Below are 23,444 nucleotides of genomic sequence, written 5' to 3'. Positions count from 1 at the left end.
GCGGCTGAGCTTCACCTGAGTTTTAGCGCCAGGTTTCGCACCCAAATTTGAGTTACTTCGTTTCCGAGAACTCCGCATCGATGACATCATCGCCATCGCCACCGGTCGAACTATCCCCAGCGGGTGCATCCGGAGCGGCCGCATCCGGGGCCCCTTGCTGATACACCGACGACCCGATCGTATAAAGCGCCTGTTGCAGGGCCTCCACCTGGGTCTTGATGGCCGGGTAATCTTCCTTCTGCAACGCATCCTTCAGGCTGGCGATCGCGGCCTCGGCCGTGGCCTTTTGGTCGTCGGAGATCTTGTCTTCCAGTTCCTTCAGTTGCTTCTCAGCCTGGTAAACCAGCGAGTCGCCTTGATTCTTCAGGTCGATTTGTTCGCGGCGTTCCTTGTCGGCAGCAGCGTTACGCTCCGCATCTTGCACCATCCGCTCCACATCGTCCTTCGGCAAAGTCGAAGCACCCGTAATACTGATGGACTGTTCCTTGCCCGTGCCCTTATCCTTCGCGGTCACGTTCAGGATGCCGTTCGCGTCGATGTCGAAGGTCACCTCAATTTGAGGCACACCCCGGGGCGCAGCCGGAATCCCATCCAAACGGAAGGTTCCCAAGCTCTTGTTATCGTTGGCGAACTCCCGCTCCCCTTGCAGAACGTGAATTTCCACATTGGTCTGGCCATCGGCCGCCGTCGAGAACACCTCGGACTTCTTGGTGGGGATGGTGGTGTTGCGAGGGATGATCTTGGTCATCACGCCGCCCAAGGTCTCCACACCCAGCGACAGCGGAGTCACATCCAGCAACAGGATGTCCTTCACTTCCCCAGCCAGCACGCCGCCTTGAATCGCAGCGCCCACGGCCACCACTTCATCGGGGTTGACGCTTTGGTTGGGCTCCTTGTCCAGAACTCGGCGCACCAGGTCTTTGATGGCCGGGATCCGGGTTGAACCGCCCACCAGCACCACTTCGTCAATGTCAGCCTTGGTCAGCTTGGCATCGCGCAGAGAGTTCTCAACGGGGATCCGGCAGCGATCGATCAGGCCGGCGCACAGCTCTTCAAACTTGGCCCGGGTCAGGGTCAAGTCCAAATGCTTGGGCCCGTCCTGGGTCGCCGTAATGAAGGGCAGGTTAATCTCGGCTTGGGTAACGCTCGACAGCTCGATCTTGGCCTTTTCAGCGGCCTCCGTCAGCCGTTGCAGAGCTTGCTTATCCTTGCGCAGGTCAATGCCTTCGCTGGCTTGGAACGTGTCGGCCAGGAAGTCCACAATCTGCTTGTCGAAGTCATCGCCGCCCAGGTGGGTATCCCCCGAGGTAGCCAACACTTCAAACACGCCATCGCCCACTTCCAGCACCGATACGTCAAACGTACCGCCGCCCAAGTCGAAGACCAAAATCGTTTCGTTTTCTTTTTTATCAAGACCGTAAGCCAGCGATGCGGCGGTCGGTTCGTTGATAATCCGCAGCACTTCTACGCCTGCGATTTTGCCTGCGTCTTTGGTGGCTTGGCGCTGGGAGTCATTAAAGTATGCGGGAACCGTAATGACCGCTTGGGTAACGGGTTCACCGATATATTTGCTGGCATCTTCGATCAGCTTCCGCAGCACTTGGGCGGAAATTTGTTCCGGAGCGTATTTTTCACCCTTAGCTGTGCAGTCAATGCGGACGTTACCACTGACGTTAGCAACGGTGTAGGCTACTTCGGTGGCTTCGTGGGTGATTTCTTCAAAGCGACGACCAATGAAGCGCTTGACCGAGTAGAAGGTGTTCTCGGGGTTCATCACCGCTTGGCGCTTGGCAATTTGACCAACGAGTTTGTCGCCGTTTTTTGCGTAGGCCACGACTGAAGGGGTTGTTCTGAAACCTTCGGCGTTGGCGATGACGGTGGGTTTGCCGCCTTCCATTACGGCAACGCAAGAGTTGGTGGTTCCGAGGTCAATTCCGACGACTTTGGCCATAGGGGTATTGCTGCTTCTGAGGCGATTGGGAAAATTTGGCTGTATTTCTTGCTTTCTATAGTGGTTCGTGGGGGCGAGATGATGAAGGGGTATTTACCGAACCGGCTTGATGGCGGTTTTAGGCGTTGGGGGCATGGTTGAGGCAAGGTTGGGCCCTGGCGATCGCCCCTTGGGAAACCGTCAGGGATACCGACGAGAGCTGGTGATCTGGTTTTGATTCACAGCAAATTTGGGGCGGATTTGGGGTGAATTTTGAGCGCATTGGGATCAATTGAGGGACTAATTGGGATCGATGGAATTGATGGGATCGATTTCAATCACTCGTAAATTGATCAAAAATTGATCAAATTGAGCTAGTTAAATTGAGCACCCCAAGCGCGATCGACTGCCTGGGGTGCTCACGGGGACGCTAAGCCTCGGATGCTGTGGAAGCGGATCGAAACAGCTTCCCAATCCCTTGGATTAAGCTGCTGCGGGGCATGAATCGGCTGGCGTTGACCAAAATTTGATTGGCCAAGCCGCCCGCGACGCAATTGGGCTTCCCTTGGGCGATCGCCTGGAGTGCCTCTTGAACAACGGCTTCGGGAGTGGCGATATCGTTGGGCATCTTCAGGCTGCTGGGAAACTCGGCCACCGCAGCAAAGTTGGTTGCGGTGGGGCCCGGACAAAGGGCCATCACCCGCACGCCGCGGCCTTGGCACTCAACCCACAGGCCTTCGCTGAAGCTGAGGACAAAGGCCTTGGTGGCGGCATAGAGCGAGAGGTAGGGAATGGGCTGAAAGGCAGCGGTGGAGGCAACGTTGATGATTTGTCCTTGGCCCCGATCGAGCATGGGTTGCAAGAAGTGGTGTGTTAGCTCCGTGAGGGCCACCACGTTCAGGTTCAACATGGCCCGCTGCTTGGCCAAGTCCCGAGTGGCGAATTCCCCAAAGTCTCCGAAGCCAGCATTGTTAATTAACCAGTCGATCGGCTGACCGAGGGCTTTGACTTGGGCGGCCAACTGGTCGGCCGCGCCCGGCTCACTGAGGTCAAGCGGCAGGGCGATCGCCTGGACACCAAATTGGGTGGTTAGGGACTGGGCTAACTGTTGGAGTTTTTCGGTCGATCGAGCCGTCAAAATCACACGCACACCACGGGCTGCCAGGGCTTGGGCAAAGGCTGCACCAATGCCGCTAGAAGCGCCGGTAATTAGGGCTGTTGCCATGGAATAGCCTCTCAACTTTGGGCAATCGTGAAGGTTCGATCGTGAAGGTTAATCGACAGGTTCAACGGAGAACACTAGCTTTGGATTGTGGACGATTGGGCCATTCCCTGCCACCAGGTGCGATCGACCAGTGCTTGATCGATTGAAGAGGGAAGGGCGATCAACCTGACTGGCAGCAGAGCGATCGCGCAGAAGAGCAACAGGAAAGCGATCGACTCGGGAGCAATACCGCCAACGGTCGTTAACCCAAAATCATTCGCAACCCAAAATCATTCACGACACCCTCCATGAAGGTTCATGAGCTTGCCTTTCGATCACAAAAGCTCCTTCGTGAAGACTCAATCGTGAAAGTCCATTAACAAAAGTCCACGGCAAATCGAAAGGAAAGCTTAGGATCGATACTGTGCCAATTGCGTCAATGGCACTGCTGGACAGGTTCCCAGGTAAATGCCGGTTTGGAAACCGTGCCATTCTGGACAACAGACCCCTACGAAGCAGCCGATAGTAATCGGGCATGGGTGGCGGGGCTAATCAGCGGTCAGATGTAGCCTGATACAGATGCCTGAACGAATGCCTGAACATTAGTACCTGACCCTATTTTGGGTTGAATTTTGGGTTGAAGCAGGTATCAACCCGATTGAGAAAGGAGAAGGAGTGGATCATGGCTCGATCGATCAAACAACCTCAAGCAGTTCAGCAACCTCCCCTATTGGGTCAACGTGCCATTCGCTGGATTGGCCGAGTCGGCAGCGTGGCCCTGGGAAGTAGCTTGGCGATTGCCTTGGCCGCCGGTCAGGCCCTGGCCCTGGATAAGTTAGTGTTGCGGTTACCGGGACTGGGTGATGTGGATATCACCATGGCAGAGCTAAAAACCTTTGCGGAAACGGGGCAAGCCAGCGGCGACTTTGGACAATTGCTGAGCGATCCCAACGTGGCCAAGCAGGTGAGCCGAGCTGATTTGCAACGGATTTTGAAAAGCCCCTTCCAGGTGGGCAGCGCGGCGGCTCGCACGGCTCCGGCAGTGCTGAAAAGCTGTCCCGGTGAGTTGGTGATCGGCTCCATTAGCCAGGTGCTTTATGCCGACAACGCCCAGGGCAATGCTCAGCCCCTGACCGCCGCGATCGAGAAGGTGCTGTCCCGTGCTTCGGCTGCACCCGTCACGGCCCTGGATGTGTTGATGCAGCTTGAACCGAAAACCATGACAGTGGATGCGGGTGAAGCACTCAAAATCTACACCCGCGTTAAAACCAAGGTGCAACCGATTATCAGCAAGGTAGGCGGCCTAACCGTGCGGGAACTGACCAGCATGGACTCGGCCAAGCTGAGCCAACTGCTCTCAGAAGCCGGGGTGACCAGCAGCGACATCAGCAAGATTCAAGGGGCAATTCAGGCCTTTGGCACGATCGACCCGGGTTCCGATCTGGATAAACTGTTGCGCCAAGTGAATGTTGGTTCCCTGCTGCAAAAGGCGGCGGCTGGGGACTTTTCGGCGTTGCTGTCAGAATTGGGATCGATCGATGTGAGCCAAATCGATCTGAAACCTTATGAAGGACGCGTTAGTGGATTAATGGCAGCCATGATGGAAGTCCTCGGGTTGCCGGTGAATCGGGGTGCAGCCTGTCGAGCGGTGATGTAAGCCCCCTGCGGTTTTGGGCGATTTCTCCTGACCCGGGCTGCCATGCCGAAGAAGCAACCAGTCTGATTGAATTTGATTGCAAACTTAATTGCCATCAACCATCAATGCAGACTGGTTGCGATTCCCTGAAGTCTCTGCTGTCGAAGCGTTGTCCAAAACGCTGCAAAAGCATTGTTAATCGGCCACGAGTCCCCATCCCACGAGTCCCCATCCAAGGACGGTACTGCTGATGGTTATGTCTGTAGGTTCTCTCTTGTCGGATTCCGGGCCGGGGTGCGCGATCGCCCCTGCTAGCCTGCTGGGTGTTGCCCCAGTGAAATCCCTCCGCTGCCTGTTGCGTCGCGGGCATTTGGCCCTCTTGGGGGCTGGGGTGGCGCTGTTGTCGCTGGCTCCCATGGCCCAAGCAGCAGATCAAATCCAAATTCGCTATGGCCCAATCGGGGTCAGTGCTACCCTGAAGGATCTGCAAGCCTTTGCGGCTGATAAGCCGGTTTCCGATAGCTTTAATAGTCTGCTGGGTCAAATCGAGTCCTATGGGAAGGTGCCGCGCGATCGCCTGCGGGGCTATCTGAACACCTCGATCGACCTGAAAGTTCTGGGCATTGATCCCGCCGATGCGGTGAAACTGTCCTATGGTTTCGTGGGCGAGCGGTTGCTGAAGCGGGTGAGCGAAGTCATTTACCCCCCCTACGATCGGGGTAACTTCTACGCCCTGCGCGGGGCCCTGGTCACGGCGATCATGGACGACGGCAAAATTTCGGTTTTGGAAGTGCTGGAGGATTACGGCCCCAGCGTCGTGCGCTTGGATGCGGCCGGAGCCATGGGCATGGCCAACGAAATTCGCGACGCGATCGGGCAATTCTTACCCAGTAAGTAAAATCCAGTGAGCAGACGGACGGTGGCTGAGATCTCGGTCAAGATTCTTTAAAAATCCGAGTCTTCCGCAATTTCCGAGTTACCGCCCCTTGCCAAACTGGGCTGTTCAACAGCTAGTCTAAACAACGCAATCAACGCAATCATTGGGATGCTCAGGACATTGGTTTGGATGGCGATATTGCCCCAAAGCCAAGGCCCACGGCAAAACCCCCAGCGGTTGCGTTGTTTTAGCGCGTTTTTTTAGATTGTTCAACCATGCGCTTTGACCTTGTCACCCTGTTTCCAGACTTTTTTGAATCCCCCCTGCGATCGGGCTTGGTGGGCAAAGCGCTGCAAAAACAAATTGCCGAAGTCTTTGTCACCAATCCCCGGGACTTCGCCACGGACAAACATCGGAAAGTGGACGATGAACCCTACGGCGGCGGCGTGGGCATGGTGATGAAGCCGGAGCCGATCGCGGCGGCCCTCGACTCTTTGCCTCAACTGCCCCGTCGGGAAGTGATTTACTTCACGCCCCAAGGGCAACCCATGACCCAATCCCTGTTTAAGGCCCTATCCGCCAATTGCGATCAACTGGTGTTGCTCTGTGGGCATTACGAAGGGGTGGATGAGCGGGTGATGAGCCTGGTCGATCGGGAAGTGTCCTTGGGGGATTTTGTGCTGACCTGCGGCGAAATTCCGGCCCTCACCCTCCTCAATGGGGTGTTGCGTCTTCAGCCGGGCACGGTGGGCAAGGAAGAATCCTTGAAGGCCGAAAGCTTTGAGGAACCGCTGCTGGATTATCCACACTACACCCGGCCGCCGGAGTTTCGGGGGCTAACCGTGCCAGCGGTTTTGATGTCTGGAAATCACGGGGCGATCGAGCAATGGCGGCGCGAAGAACAAATCTTGCGCACCCGCGAGCGTCGTCCAGATCTGGATCGCCCCCCCGCGCCCCCGCCGACCCATCCCCCTTGCATGGGGCCCGATCAGTGGACTCAGGTGCAATGGGTGATTCAGCGCCTAGAAACTCATCAAATTCACTACCAAGTGACGGGGGGCCTGGCGGGAAATCTCTATGGCTCCGCTTGGCCCCTGCATGATTTGGATGTTGATGTGGCGATCGCTGATTTTGATCGGGCCTATGCCTGCTTTCAAGATTGGGCGATCGCCCCGCCCGATCGCTACATTGACGCGGAATTTGACCTCTTGTTGCTGCGGCTTGATGTGAATGGGTTGTTGGTTGATCTTTGTGCCGACGAAGCCGCCTACGCCATTCGAGGGCAAAAACGCTTGCCCCTGAATACTGATCTCAAGACTGCCCATCGCACCCGCTACTTTGGCCAATCCCTATGGGTGCAGTCGCTCCATCATCTGATTGCCTATAAGGAACGGCTGGGGCGATCGGCCGATCTGGCTGAGCTGCGGCAACTGTTGCGCTAGGGTTGCTCATCATCTGGCTCCTGTAAATGCTCCAAGACCTGTTGATAGAGCACCAGGATGTGGCTGTCTTTGAGTCGGTAATAGACATGGCGGCCCTGTTTGCGATAAGCCACCAAGCGCTGGCTACGCAAGGCCCGCAACTGATGAGACACGGCCGATTCACTCATGCCAACGGCTTCGGCCAAGTCGCAAACACAAAGTTCTTGATGAACCAGGGCTGACAAAATTCGCAGACGGTTTGGGTCACCCAACAGGGCAAACACTTCCGCCATCCGTTGGGCCATGCTGGTGGAAAGCACCCGATCGCTCAAGGTATTCTCCACCAAGGGAGCCGGTGTTGTTGATCCATCGGGCGATCGCTGGTCGATCGCCAAACGGCTTGTGGGACTTATAGTGGATAGCTCTATGCAGGAATGATCGGCAGCCATACCCGGAATCCTTGTCAGTACTACGTTGTATTAACTGCTCGATGCCAAGCCCAGACCCCATGCGGCAGTCGTGGTGCTCTGAATTCTCTAGTACTACTCACTTGCGATCAAAACCAATCAAACCCAGGGTACTGTGTTTCGTTTTTTCAGGAACAGAGAACGGAAGATGGTTGATTTTTGTGAGATTGTGCGAGAAAACAATCACTGAGCGAGGCTCCGAGAAGCGATCCCTATTGGTTCAAGATCCTTCCAACACCATATCGCGCTGGTTTAGGGGGTGGATGTGCATTGCCAGCGGGGATCACGCTAGCTCAGCGAACAGGGTGGAAAATGAGAAAAGATTAGCCCCGGGGGATAAAGCGCTGGAATCTTAAGAATCGCAGTCGGTTGACGATGGCGGTTGACGATGGTTGATTGCAAATCTCGCGATCCCACCTTGTGGTGCTGCTAGCGCTTTCTGATAACATCTTATAAAAAGTTAACGATTAGTAACGAGTCCCTCATGAGCATTCTTGTCGTTGGCGGAACCGGCACCCTCGGCAGGCAAATCGTGCGTCGCGCCCTGGATGAGGGACACACGGTGCGGTGCCTGGTTCGCAGTTACAGCCGCGCCTCGTTCCTGCGGGAGTGGGGAGCAGAGCTGGTGGGTGGCGACATTTGCGACGCGGAGACGATCGCCCCGTCCTTTGCCGGTGGTGAAATTACCGCCGTGATTGACGCGGCCACGGCTCGGGCAACGGATTCCCTGGGGGTGCGCGATGTGGATTGGCGCGGCAAGGTCAATCTGATTCAAGCGGCTAAGGGATCGGGAGTCGATCGCTACATTTTTCTCTCCATTCTGAATGCGAATCAGTTTCCCAAAGTGCCGCTGATGGAAGTCAAGCGTTGCACGGAGGAGTATCTGAAGCAATTAGAAATGAATTACACAATCCTGCGGCCCTGTGGCTTTTTGCAAGGATTAATCGGTCAGTATGCGATCCCGATTTTGGAAAATCAATCGGTGTGGGTGCCCGATCGGGGATCACCCGTGGCCTACATGGACACCCAAGACATTGCGAAGTTTGCGGTGCGGGCCCTGACGGCCACAGAAACGGAGCGCCAGGCCTTCCCGGTGGTGGGGCCCAAGGCCTGGACTCCGGCGGAAATCATCGCCCTCTGCGAAAAACTGTCTGATCGCCAAGCAAAAGTCACCAGCCCTCCCACGGGCTTGCTGAATTTGGTGCGCAGCGCGGCCCGCTGGTTCAAGTGGAGTTTGAATGTGGCCGATCGTCTGGCCTTTGCGGATGTGTTTTCTTCGGGCCAACCGCTGACGGCGGAAATGGCGGAAACCTATCGCGCGTTTGGCATTGATCCGGCGGAGATCAGCACCCTGGAAGCCTACCTAGAAGAATATTTTGGGCGAATTCTGAAAAAACTGAAGCAAATTGACTACGAACAGTCGATCGCGGCCAAAGAAAGTAAGCGTAAAAAAACCTTGCGGTTTTAAGGCGATCACAGTGGCATCCGGCTGGGGCGCGATAGGATGAGTTTCGCCTGATTCGGTCACCAGGACGGAATCCTAGCCTGACTGACTCATCCACCTCATTTGCTCCGCCCATCTCACTCCTTCGGTCGTTGCCCGTGTCTGACAGCGCCTGCCCCAACGTTGGAATTATCTATAACGATGCCAAACCCGTCGCTGAAAAGACGGCGGCGGATTTGGTCGAACAACTGTCGGCCCGGGGCTGTCGGGTAACTTCCACCACGGGATCCGGTGGAATTTTAGGTTGCTCGCGGCTGAACCACCCTGTTTGTTCTTCGCCGCTTGAGCAGTTGGTGCCACCGGGGTTTGATCCATCCTTGGATTTCGCGATCGTGCTGGGTGGCGATGGGACGGTGCTGTCAGCCTTTCGGCAGTTGGCCCCGATCGGGGTGCCTCTGTTGACGGTCAATACCGGGCACATGGGGTTTTTGACGGAAATTTACCTGAGCCAACTTCCAGCCGCGATCGAGCAGCTCTTGGCGGGTAATTTCTCCGTGGAAAGCCGCTCCATGTTAGAGGTGCGGGTTTTTCGGGATGATGACCCCCTTTGGGAGGTGTTGTGCCTGAATGAGATGGTGCTGCACCGGGAACCCATGACCAGCATGTGCCATTTTGAGGTGGCGATCGGGCATCACTCCCCTGTGGATATTGCGGCGGATGGCATTATTTTGTCCACACCCACCGGCTCCACAGCCTATGCCCTGTCTTCAGGAGGGCCGGTGATTGCGCCGGAAGTACCGGTGTTGCAACTTGCGCCCATTTGCCCCCACTCCTTGGCCTCTCGGGCGTTGGTGTTTTCCGAAACGGAGCCAGTCACAATTTTTTCGGCAACCCAAAACCCGATCGTGATGGTGGTGGATGGGAATGCGGGCTGTTATGTACAGCCGGACGATCGGGTGCGGGTGAATCGATCGGCCTATTCAGCCCAGTTCATTCGGTTGCAACCGCCGGAGTTTTTCCGAATTTTGCGTGAAAAGCTGGGCTGGGGGCTGCCCCACATTGCGAAGCCCACCTCGGTGGAGTTGCCCTAGGGGGCGCTTTAGGATGGATCAATCGCCGATCGAAGCACCGGGTAAGTCGAAGCACCGGGTCAATTTTCGCTAGGCTCAATCTCTACCTAATCAAAACCCAACCACCCTCTAGCTTTTGGGTTGCTGTAGCAACTCCGTGACCAGAGTGGCGAGTTTTTCGGCGGCTCCCGGCTCGCCCCGCACGGCCCGCAACCGATCGCCCATGGCCTGGAGCTGAGCAGGGTTGGCCAACAGGGCAATTGCTTGGTTAGCCACAACCGTTGGCGTGAGCGGCCCCACCAGTTCCGGCACGATCGCCTCCCCGGCCCACAGGTTTGGCCAAGCCAACATCCCCAGCCGACGCAAGGCAAAGCCATTGATCAACTTGGCAAAGAGGCCGCCCAAACCCGGCAGATTTGCCAGCAGCCCTGGAATGCCATTCCAGGCCCGCATGGCATCTAACTGCTGGGTGGGCAGCAACACCAACATGGGGCGAGCCAATGCGCCTAGTTCGGCTGTATTTGCGCCGACGGTGGTAAGGCAAAGGTCACAGGTGCTGAGTAAGTCCCAGGCGGGCGATCGCTCCCAAAGCCAAATTTTTGTGCCCGCCGGGGTTTCCAGGTAAGGCAAGTTCTGGAGCGATCGGGGATTGGCCGGGGCGATCGATTCGGGTATTACTAGGCGGGCTGTTGTGCCCGAAACCCAGTCAATTACAGGATTATGAGCGTGATCGGCATAGCGGGCCAAGGTGGACAGGTCGATCGTGGGGGCTACGGGAATCACAAATTCCGCTTGGGGCCGATCGGCTCGAATTCGATCGGCCGTGCCCAGCAATAACGGCACACCTTGGGCGAGTTTGGCGCTTTTGGAGCCGGGCAGCAGGGCCAGCCGTTCTCGATCGCCCTGTGGTGAATGGGTTAAACGGCCAGCCTCCAGCATCAGATCGCCCACCACGGCGACTTTGGGGGTGGCCCAGGGGGGAACTTGGGTGGCCAACCGGGGCAACCGCACCCCCACGCGATCGACCCAACGGAGCCAGCGTAAATCCCATTCCGCATAGATCACGCTGCCATAGCCCAGACGGCGGGCGATCGCCACGGCAAAGAACTGATCGCCGCCCAAAAACAACACCACACCTCGATCGCGCCAATCCCACCCTTTCGCCGTCCGTCCCCACAGCAAAAAGGGCCAAAAGGCCGCAGCCCCTTGCACCCGATCGACTTCTGGAAATGATTGCACCACGGTCGCTTCCTGACCCGTTGCATTGGGACAGGGGGCCAAAACCACGGAAATTCGCAGGCGCGATCGATCCGCTCCCCACTGCTGCCGCAAGGCTTGCACCACCGGTCGCACCCAAGTGGTGACCTCTCCGGGGCCGTTGGACAAAATTAAGAGATCCAGCGGCTCGGCAGCAGTTGACATCATCTCAGGGGCGATCGGGCGGGAAGTCGGCATGATTGGTGCGATTGGGGCAGCCCCATGGGGCGCAAATCCAGCAGGGTGATGAACAGGATGGGCCAATGGGCTAGTTTATGGGTTGCATCAGCTAGCCGATTGTCTCAGACGGTCGATCTTCCTTGCGACCCAACTTCCCCGATCGCCGGGATGGAGCTTAAAGGCAATTCAGCACGTTCAGTTGATCTGTCGGTCGGTTGAGCGATCGCACAGGAATCCATCCCTGAACCGGCTGATTAATTTGCATCCACACCGCGCCCCCGGTCGTGGTGGACTCCCGATTTAACAACTGCACTTCACTCCCGGCCGCCACACCACCGCGCCGGGGACTAGTTAGGTCGGGGTTGGCATGAACCGACAGGCCTTCGCCATAGACCACCCGACGGCACAATTCCGGCTTGATCGGATTTTGGGGATTTTGGGCCGTGGTGCAAGGACGCAGGAACGCGGCCGCAGCCCAACCTTCCACCGTGCGCGAGCCATTACCCGTGATGACCGTGGCCCGCACAGGAACCCAGCCATTGCGGGCGCTGCCTGTGACTTCCAGGGTGCGACCCTTGGCGATCGTACCCAAGATGGGCGCGTCGTCATCGGCTCGGCTGCGAATATTCAAGGGGCGATCGCTCGTGGCCACCATTCGGCAAGTGCGGGGCGGCGTGACCACTGCGCAGGGCCGCAGAAAACTGCTGGCCACCCAACCTTCGACGGTGCGCGAACCGTTGGCGGTGGGTATGGTGGCGCGAACCTGTACCCAACCATTTTGAGGGCCGCCAATCACGTCCAGGGTGCGACCCTTGGCGATCGTGCCCACAATGGAGGCGTTACTGTCGGCACGGCTGCGAATATTCAAGGGTGAGCCGTTGGTGGTGACCACACGGCAGTTGGTTTCAGCGGCCGCAGCCGGTTGGGCCGTTGCCCCCATTGCCAACCCGCCGGCCACCAGGGCCACCGTCAACAGCATTGCTTGGCCATAGCGCCGAGCCAGGTGGGCCGAGCAAGTCCGAAGACCGAAAAGGGACTGATCCATAGGGAAAATCTGCAACACAGCAAGCATGGTGATTCATCCTGAAGATGCATCCTCGCACTGGTGATAGAGCGAAGGAGGCAGGTTTGCAGGAGTTGCTCCCATTCTGGTCGAGCGATCGAGCGATCGCCCAGGATTTGGATCGATCGGTCAATTGACCATTTTGGGGAGCATCAATCGCCTCTCGATCGAGCAAAATTTTGCCCCCATGCGGTGATGCTGCTGAGCAACCCGCAGGCTACAAGTCCCGATGGGTCAACGGTTTAGCATCGGCTCCAGCATAGGTGGCCGCCACATGCCCCTGGCCCGTTAGGCGATACTTATAGGTCACTAGACCTTCTAGCCCAACGGGGCCACGCGGTGGGAGGCGATTGGTGCTAATCCCCACCTCAGCCCCGAATCCGTAGCGGAAGCCATCGGCAAAGCGCGTGGAGCAGTTACGATAGACTCCGGCCGCGTCCACTTCGGCCAGGAAGCGATCGGCGGCGGCATCGTCTTCCGTCACAATGGCTTCCGTATGGCCCGATCCATAGGTGGTGATGTGGTCGATCGCCTCGTCCAAGTCCGCCACCAGTTTGATCGACAAAATCAAATCGCTATATTCCGTCGCCCAATCCGTTTCCGTCGCCGGAGTGATCTCGCAAACCTCTTGCAACAGCTCACAGGCGGCCACATCCCCGCGCAATTCCACCCCCTTGGCCACCAGGGCCCGGGCCAACTCCGGCAATCCCTGCGGGGCGATCGCCCGGTGAACCAACAGGGTCTCGATCGCATTGCAAGCGGAAGGATATTGGGTTTTGGCATCCACCGCGATCGGCACTGCTTTGGTTAAGTCCGCGGCCTCATCCACATAGAGATGGCAAATGCCGTCCGCATGGCCCAACACCGGAATTCGCGTGTTGTTTTGCACAAACTGCACAAAGGCGTTGGATCCTCGGGGAATAATCAAATCCACATAGCGATCAAGTCGCAACAGTTCCAGGGTTTCCTCCCGTGTGGTTAACAGCCGCACGGCCGCCGGATCCACCGCCGAATTAGCCAAGCCCCCGTGAATCGCCTCAATCAGCGCTTGGCAGGAGCGCACCGCCTCCTTACCACCTTTCAGGATCACCCCATTCCCTGAGGCGATCGCCAGGGCCGCAATTTGCACCACCGCATCGGGGCGAGCTTCAAAAATCACCCCCAGCACCCCCAGCGGACAGGTCACCCGCTCCAAAACCAGCCCTTGATCCAGTTCTCGGTGAATTTGCCGATCGCCCAAGGGATCCGGCAACTGGGCCAAGTCGCGCACCCCAGCGATCGCCCCCGCCAGCTTCACCGCATCCAGCTTGAGCCGGCCATAGAGTGCCGAAGAAATTCCCTCCGCTTGGGCCGTTGCGCAATCTGCTTCATTGGCCGCCACAATCGCTGCCGCCCGATCGCTCAAAGATTGGGCCACCGCTTCCAAGGCCGCCCGCCGATCGTCCGTCGGCAGCAGCGCCAAAGCTCGGGCCGCCTGGCGGGTTTGGCGCGCAAGATCAACCAACGTGGGTGCAGATGAAGCAACAGTCATGATCGCAACAGCACAGGGAGCGAAAGGGGTAAAAGACAGTATAGGCAAGGACGGGCCATCCCATGGGCTATGGCCCCGTTTGGGATCGGGCGGGGTTGGTTGGTGGGGTTTGAAGGTTGACGGGGTGACGATACATCCCGATCGGGAGGGTTTATGAAGATGATTTATAAAATTTTGTAACAACACCCAAACCGGGTCTCAGGGGGGCAAAAGGTATCTAGGCGGGCGATCGCAACGATTTTTGATCCTTAATGTCTAATCGTTACTCAGACCCGCAGAACCGAGAAAGGCTTGTGAAATAAAGGCTTTCGCCATTGTCAACCGCGATTTAACGGACTGCCATCGGATCACACGCTGCTCTGGAATTGGCTCAAACCCGCGAAGTTGCTACAAAACTTTCACTTCACATCGAAAATTGTCGGGCTAGAATCGCTGGAAATACCGAACTTGAGGCGTTTCCATGAACAAGGGCGAACTGATTGACCAAATTGCAGCAAAGGTCAATACCACCAAAAAGGAAGCAGATGCCATCTTGACCGCTGCCATTGAAGTGATCATGGATGCCGTGGCAGAGGGTGAAAAGGTGACCCTGGTGGGGTTTGGTACGTTTGAGCGCCGTGAGCGCCAGGCCCGCGAGGGTCGCAACCCGAAGACCGGCACGAAACTGAAAATCCCCGCTACCAAGGTTCCGGCCTTTTCAGCGGGCAAACAGTTCAAGGAGTCGGTGGCTCCTTAATTCTCGGTGCAAATTCTCGGCGCAAACTCTCGGCGCAAGTTCCAACTCCCAGGCTCACCTCCCTAACCATTGTTCGATTGTTAAATTGTTCAATTTTTGTTGACAAAGGAAAGTTTTGTTGACAAAGGAAAGCCCCGAGCTGGTTTTGCCAGGCCCAGGGCTATTTTTTTACCTAGGGGGTGAGTTCCAGCGAGCTGGGGGCATTGGGCCGGGGCACACCTGGTCGCCACCAAGGCAGCAGGGGCCGCAATGTGCCGTCGGGTTCGGTGGGCTGATTCAACAGGGGGTTGGCTTCGGTGTCCCACCCATCGCAGGGCCGCATCTGAGCGAGGGTCAACACCACTCGATCGACCGCTGAAACCAAGGTGTCGCCATCTTGGCCCGGTTGATTGACCAACACGCTAAAAACCAAGGTGTTGTAAAGCGGGTGTTCCATGTAGCCCGATAGGGCCCGGACTCCCCGGAGCGTGCCGGTTTTGGCGGAAACACGACCTTGAACCGGTGTGTTGCGGAAACGACGGCGCAGCGTGCCGGTTTGACCCGCGATCGGGAGGGAGCTGCGGAAGATGTCGCTTCCCTTGGCTTCGGTCATGGATTCCAATAAATGGACAAAGGCCCGGGGCTGCACGGCATTGCTGCGAGACAGACCAGACCCGTCACTCATGCGATATTCGCCACGATTAACGCCTAAGGGAGCCAAGGCCCGTTGCACGGCCCCGGAGCCACCAATCGATCGAAACAGAGAATCGGCGTAGCCATTGTTGCTGTTGACGTTAATGGTGCGCACCAACGCGCCCAAGTTGGAGTTCTTGAGCGGGGTTTGACCGTCGTATAGTTGCAGGGCCGCCGCCGTCACAAACAATTTCATGTTGGAGGCGGGAATCAATGCTTGGGTGCTGTTGCGATCGAATAGGACGTTATTCCCGTCCAGGGTTTCTACCCGAATCCCCCAGCGGGCCGATCGAAAAGCAGGGGCATCAATAATTCGGCTTAAGGCTCCGGCCAGTTGGTTGCTGCAAACCCGAGGCGTTTGGGCCAGCAGGGACTTGCCTTCCACGGTTTCGATCGGTTCCTGCTTGGCGGCCTCCGGTTCGATCGAGTTCGGTTCGATCGAGTTCGGTTCGATCAACTCGGTTTCGATCCCCGGTTTGCGAGTGACGATGGTTCCGGGAACCAACTCCGTTGCAGAAGCCGAATTCAACGCCTTAGGCAGCGGTTTGGGGGAGCGCACGGGATCCGTTGTGGGATTGGGCGCGGGGGCTGCCGACAGCGCGATCGCCTCAGTTTGTGAAACGCTAGTCGGTTCAACGTTTGTGGTTGCCTGAGAATTGGCCAGGGCTGGTTCAGTCAGCAAACCACCACCCAACACCAAACCAGCCAAACCAGCGATCCATCGGGGTTGCTCAGACATCTGTTGAATTTCCGTCACTAATTCACTAACAATTGCTGCAATTGACTAATCAATGCTGCAATCAGGAAGCTTCCTGCTTCATCCGCTCCTCAAGCTGACACGACCGGACTGGCCGCCTTTTGCAGGACGAGTTCTATCTCAATCTGAAATGAAATGAACCAATCATTCGCTTGGCGACTGATGGTGACTGATTTGGGCTGGGCATCTTGGGGCAGGGCTTCATAGGTCTTCAGGATTCCAATCTGAGGTCATCAGGCTCGTGATGGCCCATCAGCACAAATTGCCCTCAAGAATATCAGACCTCGGCCAGTAGCCTAGCTGGATCAACCGGCCGGCGATCCCCGTCCAAACCGGTTTTTCACCGCTCGGAAACCCCCATCATCACTAGCTTTTTCCCGATTCTGGTTTGGGGATCGCCGCTTCGGCTGTTCGTCAGCAAATCCTGAACTATTGGAAGAGTCTGAGCGATCAATGTTGCACGTGATTTGACGACAGGCCCTAAGGGCGGAGCGATCCACTCTTGTGCTTACACACACTTGGTCATATCGCCCCTATGCAATCGGCGTGCAATGCTAGGATGGCTTCTGGTTTGTTGCAAGTTATTCTCAGATTTTTGGCATGACCGTCGCTGATCGCCGCTGGCCGCCGCTGAATTTTAATCGCTTCCGTTTGCGTCCCTTCAGCTTCACAGAAGGGTTGTGGATCTGTGCAACGGTGTTGGCGGCGGTGGCGGTGGGCGTGCCGCTCCTGGCCTCAATTGCAGCTGCCCTGAGTGCCAGTGGTCAAACCTGGAACCACCTCACCCGAACTGTTTTGGGAGAGTATGTGTTGGCTTCGGTGGGGCTGGCCGTGGGGACAGCGGGCCTGGCGATCGGCCTGGGGGTGGCGACGGCTTGGCTAGTGGTGGCCACTCAGTTTCCCGGGCGGCGATGGCTTGAATGGCTGTTGCTGTTGCCCTTGGCCTTCCCGGCCTATTTGTTGGCCTATGTCTACACGGATCTACTGGACTTTTATGGGCCCATTCAGTCTTGGGTGCGATCGCTCACGGGCTGGAAATTCGGTGAATATTGGTTTCCACCCATTCGATCGCTGCCTGGGGCAATTTTAATGATGGGCCTAGTGCTCTATCCCTACGTCTACATGCTGGCGCGGGTGGCCTTTCTGGAGGGGGCAGCCAGCCTGCTGGAGGCGGGCCGCACCTTGGGACTAAATCCTTGGCAGGGGTTTTGGCGGGTGGCTTTGCCCATGGCCCGGCCCGCGATCGCAGGAGGGGCTGCCTTGGTGATGATGGAAGCCCTGGGCGATTACGGCACGGTGGAATTTTTTAGCGTTAACACCTTTGCGGTGGGTATTTATCGAACCTGGTTTGCCATGGGCGATCGCCCGGCGGCCTGTCAACTGTCGGCCTTGCTGTTGGGGGCGGTGTTGTTGTTGGTGTGGGTGGAGCAACGATCGCGCGGTGGGGCCGGCTATCGATCGAGTGGAGCCTATGCGGCGCAAGCACCCTACTCCCTCCGTGGGTTACGGGCGATCGGAGCCTGGGTGGTTTGTGGGTTGCCCCTGTTTTTGGGCTTTGGGTTGCCGGCCCTGCTTCTGGCCAGCATGGCGATTCGCAATCCCAATAGCCTTCTTGATCCCAGCTTCTTGCTCTACGTGCGCAACACTGCCGTAGTAGCCAGCTTGGCGGCAGTCACGGCGGCGATCATTGCCGGAGCTGCCGTTTATGGGGTGCGGGTGGTTTCGGGGCCCCTGATGCGGTTCCTGTTAAAACTCATGGCGCTGGGCTATGCCATTCCCGGATCCGTGGCCGCCGTGGGCGTTTTGATTTCGGTGGGTTGGGTTGATCAACAGTTGGCGACTCAATCCTTGGCGAGCGCCCCGGAAGCGGAAGCCGCATCTTCGGGTTTGTTGCTGAGCGGCACGATCGGGGCCTTGATTTTTGCCTATTGGGTCAGGTTTTTAGCCCTGGCTCTAAACCCGATTGAAGCCAGCCTCGATCGGATTGTGCCCAACCTAGATGGGGCGGCCAGAATTGCCGGATTGTCACCGGGGGCCGTGTTGTGGCGTGTCCATGTACCCATGCTGCGCGGGGGGCTGCTGACGGCCTTACTGTTGGTGTTTGTGGATACGGTGAAGGAGTTACCAGCCACCCTAATTGTGCGCCCGTTTAATTTTGACACCCTGGCTGTGCGGGCCTATCAGTTGGCCTCCGATGAACGAATTGTGGATGCGGCGGGGCCCGCTTTGGCGATTGTGGCAGTGGGAATTGTGCCAGTGGCGCTGTTGAGTTGGCAAATTTCCCAATCGCGCCCCCGTCGCCTACCCAACGAGCTTAGGTAGACTCATTCCACTCGGGCTGTTCGATCGGGATTTCGATCAAGAACTCCGTGCCGCCCCCCTCTGCTGGTCGGCAATCAAGGGTTCCACGATGCTTTTCCACCACAATTTGATAAGAAATGGACAGGCCCAGCCCCGTGCCTTGGCCCACGGGCTTGGTGGTGAAGAACGGATCGAACAGCTTAGAGCGCACTTCATCGCTCATGCCGTTGCCATTGTCGGCAATCAGAATCCGCACCCACTCTCCGGACATCAATTCCGTGGTGATGGTTAGCCTGGGCATCACGATCGAGGTTGCAATGGGTCGATCCTCAAGGTTGTCGGTGATCCAAACCTTGCTGTTGTTGCCGCTGCCGGCCACGAGAGAGGCTTCTTCCACCTGGGCCGATCGCAAGGCTTGGGCTCGCAAATTGCGCGATCGCCCGTAACGGTCTTCCAAGGCATCGATCGCATTGCTAATCACATTCATGAACACCTGGTTTAGTTGCCCCGCGTAGCAAACCACCAGCGGCAGATCACCATAGTGTTTTTCCACTTCAATTCCAGGGAAATTGCTATTGGCTTTGAAGCGATGTTGCAAAATCAGCAGCGTGTTTTCGATGCCCTCGTGGATGTTCACCGGCTTCATTTCCGCCTGATCCAATCGCGAGAAATTTCGCAAGGAGGCGACAATCTGCCGAATCCGCTCCGCTCCCAACTGCATTGATTGCAGGGTTTTGGGCAAATCATCACAGAGGAAATCCACGTCAATGTCCCGTGAGAAATTGGCCACCGCTTCCGTCGGCACAGGATAGCTATCTCGGTAATGCTGAATTAGCGAGAGCAACTCTTGCGTGTAACGGCGGGCATAGGTCAGGTTGCCATGGATGAAGGTGGTGGGATTGTTGATTTCATGGGCAATCCCAGCCACCATCTGCCCCAGACTGGACATTTTTTCGTTCTGAATGAGCTGAGTTTGGGCGGTTTTCAGCTCCTGAAGGGCAGTGCTGAGGCGCTTGGCTTGTTCTTGGGCCTGCACAGCGGTGACCTGGGCCTTGGCATAGAGTTCCGCCTGGTCGATCGCGGTGGATAGCTGGTCGGTTACAGCGCGCAACAGCTCCACTTCCCGCTCACTCCAAGTGCGCACCTGGGCACTTTGGCCACATTCAATCACCCCGATCGCCCCGGAACGGGTTTGCACCGGCAAGGCCAGCAGGGAACGATAGCCCCGATCCTCCATCATTTGCCGCAGGGTGGGATTATCCAACCGCGACACATCGTCGGCCCGCACACATTTGCTCCACATCAACTGCTGAAGGAAGTAGCTGGCGTGGATATGGTGATAGGGGCCGAGGGCGCTGGGCACGGCTGGGGTACGGGACTCGTTCACCACATCCCAAGCCGGGATGCCGCCGCCTGCATCGGTGATATACCAAGCGAAAAGACAGCGATCGGTATCCAACAGGTTACGGATGCCTTGCACGGCCGATTCCAGCACCGTATCCAAATCTAGGGAGTTGCGAATTTGGGCCGCCAATTGAAACAACAGGGCCTCGCGGCGGGTGGTCAGCTCCTGGCGGGCTTGGGCGCGGTCAATCCCCACGGCGATCGCGCTGGCCAACCAACCCAGGGCATCCTGCACCGCTTCCGCGAAGGGTTCCACACGATAGAGCGCCAACGCGCCCACCAGCCGATCCTCCACCACCAGCGGGAAGCCCGCAAAATGCACTTCTGTGCGGGATCTGCCTTGATGGGGAATCAGGGCGCATTCACTGCGGAACAGGGGATTGCGCGATCGGGCCACGGCTGCCACCGTGGACAGTTCCGGAGCGCTCAGACTGATTTTGTCTCGCAGGGCATCATCAAGTAGGGGAATATCCAGGTGCAGCGCGTTGTTGGTGTTGCGGTTGACCTGGGCTTGCAGGGTCAAGTAGGTGGGGTCTAAGTCCACCGTCCAAACGCGGGCCAGGTTGCAATCCAGTTGCCCGGCCATCATTTCGGCGCAGGTTTGCAAAATTTCCGAGAGTTCGCCCCGTTGGCAGAGGGCCACGCCCACTTCCGCTTCCAAAATCGAAAGGCGCGATCGCTCCATCAGGGTTTCCTGGGCCCGTTTGCGATCGGTGATGTCCTCAACCGTCCCTTCATAGCAAACCAGCCGCCCGGCTTCGTCGAGCAGGGCGGAGGCGTTTTCCGAAATCCAAATATGTTGCCCATCCGCTCGGTACACTTCCGATTCAAACCCGGAAACGCTGCCGCTGGCCTCCAGCATGTTCAGCAGTTCCCGCGCTCGATCGACCTGCACGTAGGGCGGCCCGCCCATGCGATCGAACGCTTCGATCAGCGCGGTTGGTGACTCATAGCCATAAAGGCGAGCCATGGCCGGGTTGGCGTTGATGTAGCGTCCATCGGGCAGGGCTTGGTAAATGCCCTCGATCGCGTTTTCAAAAATGCTGCGGAACCGTTCTTCCGCCTCGCGCACGGCCCGTTCTGCTTCCTTGCGTTCGGTGATGTCGATCCCCAGCACAAAGGCCGCTTGATCGTTGTTGTATTTTTGGGCCACCACCAAATAGCTTTCGATGCGATCGCCCACCGGTCGCGACACTTCGCGCGTGGCCTCTTGGATCGGAGAGGCAAAAAATTCCGCCACAAATTCCCGAAATTCTTGACCATAGCCCAAAAAGCCGATGTCTTGGCCAATAAATTCTTCCGGGGCGCGGCCGAAGCTTTCGGCCAGGTGGTGGTTCACTTCCAAGTAACGCAAGTCGCGGCCCACCCGCGACACCGTGCCGGGCACAGCGGCCAAAATCGCTTCCAGTCGATCCTTCAGGGTACGCAGGCTGGCTTCCGATCGGCGGCGCTCCGTGATGTCTTCCACCGTGCCTTCGTAATAGAGCAATTCGCCGTCTTCGTCGTAAACCGCCCGGGCCGATTCGGAAATCCAAATCCGGCGGCCATCGGCCCGGTAAACCTCTGACTCAAAATTGGCGAGGGATCCCTTTTGGCGAATTTGTTCAACAAATTCCTTGCGGCGATTGGGATTGACGTAGAGATTTTGGGTGGCATTCAGGGCCAACAGCAGCACATCGGGCCCGCTGTAGCCATAAATGCGGGCCAAGGCCGGGTTTGCGCTCAGGTAGCGACCATCGGGAGTGGTTTGGAAAATGCCCTCGATCGCGTTTTCAAAGATGCTTCGGTATTGGGCTTCGGCGGCGCAAACGGCCGACTGGGATACTTGCAGGCGATCGAGCGTGGCGTTCAAAATAGCTGCCAACTCCGACAATTCATCGGTTCCGGGCATCACCTCCACCCGCTGAGTCGGGTTGCCGCTGGTACCGATCGCGCTGACCTGTTCACTCAGCCGCATCAATCGCGCCAACACCAAGCGCTCCAGCAGCAGCAGGGTAATGGCCCCAAAAATTAAGCCCCCTAACACCAACAGTACCAGTGTGTAGCGGAGGCTAATTAGCCCTCGGTTATAGATGGCGCGATCGAGTTCAACCCGCACTAGCCAAGCCGGTTGACCATACAAATCGTCCAACAGGGCATAGCTGGCTAGGCGATTATCGGAAAGGGTTTCGATCGCCACCGTTTCTGTGCCCAGCAGCAGGGCCTTCACTGCTCTGTGGCGCAAAACTTCTGACCCCTCGGTTCCCGAGTTCGATCGGGAGTCGTCGATGGCCGGGGGCATTGTCGCGGCGGAAAGTCTGGCAACCTTGGGCGACTGAGGAGATTCGGGTTGGGTAGATTCGGGTTGGGCGGATTCTGGGGGCTGTGGGGGGGTAGAGGCTGGGGGTGTAGGACTCAGCCGGGTTAATTGCGGTTGAATCTGGTCAGTGGACTGAGCCAATGGCTCAACCAGTGCTGATGGCTTTGATCGCTCGGGCTTTGATCGCTCAGGCTTTGATCGCTCGGGCTTTGACTGAGTGGGCTTTGGTGCTGACTGTTGTGGAGTGGACTGTTGTGGAGTGGACTGTTGCAGTGCTGGCGTGATGGAAGGAGTCGATCGAGCAACGAGGGGCAACTTGGCAAGGGCTGAAGGTAGCAAAGACCGGCGGCCGGGACTGGTTGGGAGCTTAGCCCAAGCACTCGATGGTTGCACAATTCCATGCAAACTTTGCAGGCTCAGGTTGAGTTGAGTTAAGCGGCTGACCCGTTCAATTTCCGGCCCAGCCAGAAATCGCCCCAGCAATAATGTCCCGCGAATTGGCCCCTCCGCCTCGCTGGTGACGATCGGGCGGGCCGCCACCATCATCGGCCCCTCAGGCAATTGCAGCAGGCCATGAACAGCGCTGGTGGTCGATGGGTGGGTGAGCAGCGGGCTACCCGGTTGCAAGTGTTCCCAAAGGCTGCGGGGAATCGGCACGCGCTGCCGACTTTCCAGGTTGTAGCCCTGTTGCAGGAGGGGCTTCCCCGATCGATCCAGCAAAATCAGAGCATTCAGCCGCAAGTAGTCGAAGGTGCGATCGACAAAGTTCGATCGCTCATAGGCAGGATCATGGGTTTCCACAAAGCTGTAGGTGGTATCCCATTCGGAATAGTCCCGCGCCGTCGCATCCAGATCCGTGGCGTTGTCCATCACGACGCTGATGGCCCGCTGCACATCGCGCTCCACCTCACGCCGCTCAAGCTGGCTATAGCCATCCAGCAGGAGGTTCGAGGATGTTGTGAACATCACCAAGTTTAAGCAGAGCAGCGCTAGTCCAACAATGACCAGCGTTTTGAGCCGTAATTTCAAATTTGCTACCTCCTACTCAAACCCCTGAATGCGTCCCTGAATGACCGGCCCGAATTTGGGTTTGGGTCTTGGCCGCGATCGGGCGATGTGTCTCTGTGCCTTGATGGGAACAGCCACAGATTGTCCGTTGATGGGAACAGCCACAGATTGTCTGTTGCAGATTGTC

General features: G+C 57.4%; 14 protein-coding genes and 1 pseudogene. 7 read left to right on the top strand and 8 right to left on the bottom strand.

Going from position 1 to position 23,444, the window contains the following annotated elements:
• Positions 1–52 precede the first annotated feature (52 nt).
• Both dnaK and VPK24_RS16435 read right to left on the bottom strand, forming a co-directional pair.
• Positions 53–1,951, bottom strand: a complete 1,899-nt coding sequence (gene dnaK, locus VPK24_RS16440; protein WP_393014956.1) for a molecular chaperone DnaK — start codon at positions 1,949–1,951, stop codon at positions 53–55.
• Between the two features lie 409 nt (positions 1,952–2,360).
• The gene (locus VPK24_RS16435) at positions 2,361–3,155 is read right to left on the bottom strand and encodes an SDR family NAD(P)-dependent oxidoreductase (RefSeq protein ID WP_393014954.1); all 795 of its coding nucleotides are present in this window, start codon (positions 3,153–3,155) and stop codon (positions 2,361–2,363) included.
• Between the two features lie 661 nt (positions 3,156–3,816).
• Here VPK24_RS16435 and VPK24_RS16430 point away from each other — a divergent pair.
• From VPK24_RS16430 to trmD, 3 genes and pseudogenes are all read left to right on the top strand, one after another.
• Complete coding sequence (locus tag VPK24_RS16430) at positions 3,817–4,791, top strand: alpha/beta hydrolase (protein ID WP_393014952.1); 975 nt, start codon at positions 3,817–3,819, stop codon at positions 4,789–4,791.
• 229 nt (positions 4,792–5,020) lie between these two features.
• Positions 5,021–5,668 (top strand): alpha/beta hydrolase, encoded by a 648-nt coding sequence (locus VPK24_RS16425; protein WP_393014950.1) that lies wholly within the window; start codon positions 5,021–5,023, stop codon positions 5,666–5,668.
• Between the two features lie 254 nt (positions 5,669–5,922).
• Positions 5,923–6,585: pseudogene (gene trmD / locus VPK24_RS16420) on the top strand (tRNA (guanosine(37)-N1)-methyltransferase TrmD); the annotation flags it as partial.
• A gap of 500 nt (positions 6,586–7,085) precedes the next feature.
• Here the strand turns inward: trmD and VPK24_RS16415 are convergent.
• On the bottom strand, positions 7,086–7,517 hold the full coding sequence (locus VPK24_RS16415; RefSeq protein WP_393014949.1) for an ArsR/SmtB family transcription factor: 432 nt from the start codon (positions 7,515–7,517) through the stop codon (positions 7,086–7,088).
• A 502-nt stretch (positions 7,518–8,019) separates the two neighbouring features.
• Here VPK24_RS16415 and VPK24_RS16410 point away from each other — a divergent pair.
• The gene (locus VPK24_RS16410) at positions 8,020–9,003 is read left to right on the top strand and encodes an NAD(P)H-binding protein (protein ID WP_393014947.1); all 984 of its coding nucleotides are present in this window, start codon (positions 8,020–8,022) and stop codon (positions 9,001–9,003) included.
• Between the two features lie 134 nt (positions 9,004–9,137).
• Positions 9,138–10,070 carry an NAD(+) kinase gene (locus tag VPK24_RS16405; protein ID WP_393014945.1) on the top strand — a complete coding sequence of 311 codons (933 nt, stop codon included), beginning with the start codon at positions 9,138–9,140 and terminating at the stop codon, positions 10,068–10,070.
• Positions 10,071–10,178: 108 nt separating this feature from the next.
• Here the strand turns inward: VPK24_RS16405 and VPK24_RS16400 are convergent, their stop codons facing one another.
• The 3 genes from VPK24_RS16400 to VPK24_RS16390 all read right to left on the bottom strand — a co-directional run bounded on the left by VPK24_RS16400 (position 10,179) and on the right by VPK24_RS16390 (position 14,080).
• Positions 10,179–11,504 carry a lipid-A-disaccharide synthase gene (locus VPK24_RS16400; RefSeq protein ID WP_393014943.1) on the bottom strand — a complete coding sequence of 442 codons (1,326 nt, stop codon included), beginning with the start codon at positions 11,502–11,504 and terminating at the stop codon, positions 10,179–10,181.
• Positions 11,505–11,661: 157 nt separating this feature from the next.
• Positions 11,662–12,531, bottom strand: a complete 870-nt coding sequence (locus VPK24_RS16395; protein ID WP_393014941.1) for an SH3 domain-containing protein — start codon at positions 12,529–12,531, stop codon at positions 11,662–11,664.
• Between the two features lie 235 nt (positions 12,532–12,766).
• Positions 12,767–14,080, bottom strand: a complete 1,314-nt coding sequence (locus tag VPK24_RS16390) for a glutamate-5-semialdehyde dehydrogenase (protein WP_393014939.1) — start codon at positions 14,078–14,080, stop codon at positions 12,767–12,769.
• A gap of 460 nt (positions 14,081–14,540) precedes the next feature.
• Here VPK24_RS16390 and VPK24_RS16385 point away from each other — a divergent pair, with 460 nt between their 5' ends.
• On the top strand, positions 14,541–14,816 hold the full coding sequence (locus VPK24_RS16385) for an HU family DNA-binding protein (protein ID WP_099531963.1): 276 nt from the start codon (positions 14,541–14,543) through the stop codon (positions 14,814–14,816).
• A 172-nt stretch (positions 14,817–14,988) separates the two neighbouring features.
• Here VPK24_RS16385 and dacB read toward each other — a convergent pair whose 3' ends face one another.
• On the bottom strand, positions 14,989–16,227 hold the full coding sequence (gene dacB, locus VPK24_RS16380) for a D-alanyl-D-alanine carboxypeptidase/D-alanyl-D-alanine endopeptidase (RefSeq protein ID WP_393014936.1): 1,239 nt from the start codon (positions 16,225–16,227) through the stop codon (positions 14,989–14,991).
• Between the two features lie 618 nt (positions 16,228–16,845).
• Here dacB and VPK24_RS16375 point away from each other — a divergent pair.
• The gene (locus tag VPK24_RS16375; RefSeq protein WP_393014935.1) at positions 16,846–18,567 is read left to right on the top strand and encodes an ABC transporter permease; all 1,722 of its coding nucleotides are present in this window, start codon (positions 16,846–16,848) and stop codon (positions 18,565–18,567) included.
• Here the strand turns inward: VPK24_RS16375 and VPK24_RS16370 are convergent.
• Entirely contained in the window at positions 18,560–23,278 is a 4,719-nt protein-coding gene (locus VPK24_RS16370) for a PAS domain S-box protein (RefSeq protein WP_393014934.1), read from the bottom strand. The genes VPK24_RS16375 and VPK24_RS16370 overlap by 8 nt on opposite strands.
• Positions 23,279–23,444: the final 166 nt, after the last annotated feature.

Origin of the sequence: Limnothrix redekei LRLZ20PSL1 (assembly GCF_043235035.1) — a bacterium.
GTDB lineage: Bacteria > Cyanobacteriota > Cyanobacteriia > CACIAM-69d > CACIAM-69d > CACIAM-69d.
Note: the sequence above shows the minus strand (reverse complement) of the source record. Positions and strands in the feature narration are given on the sequence as shown.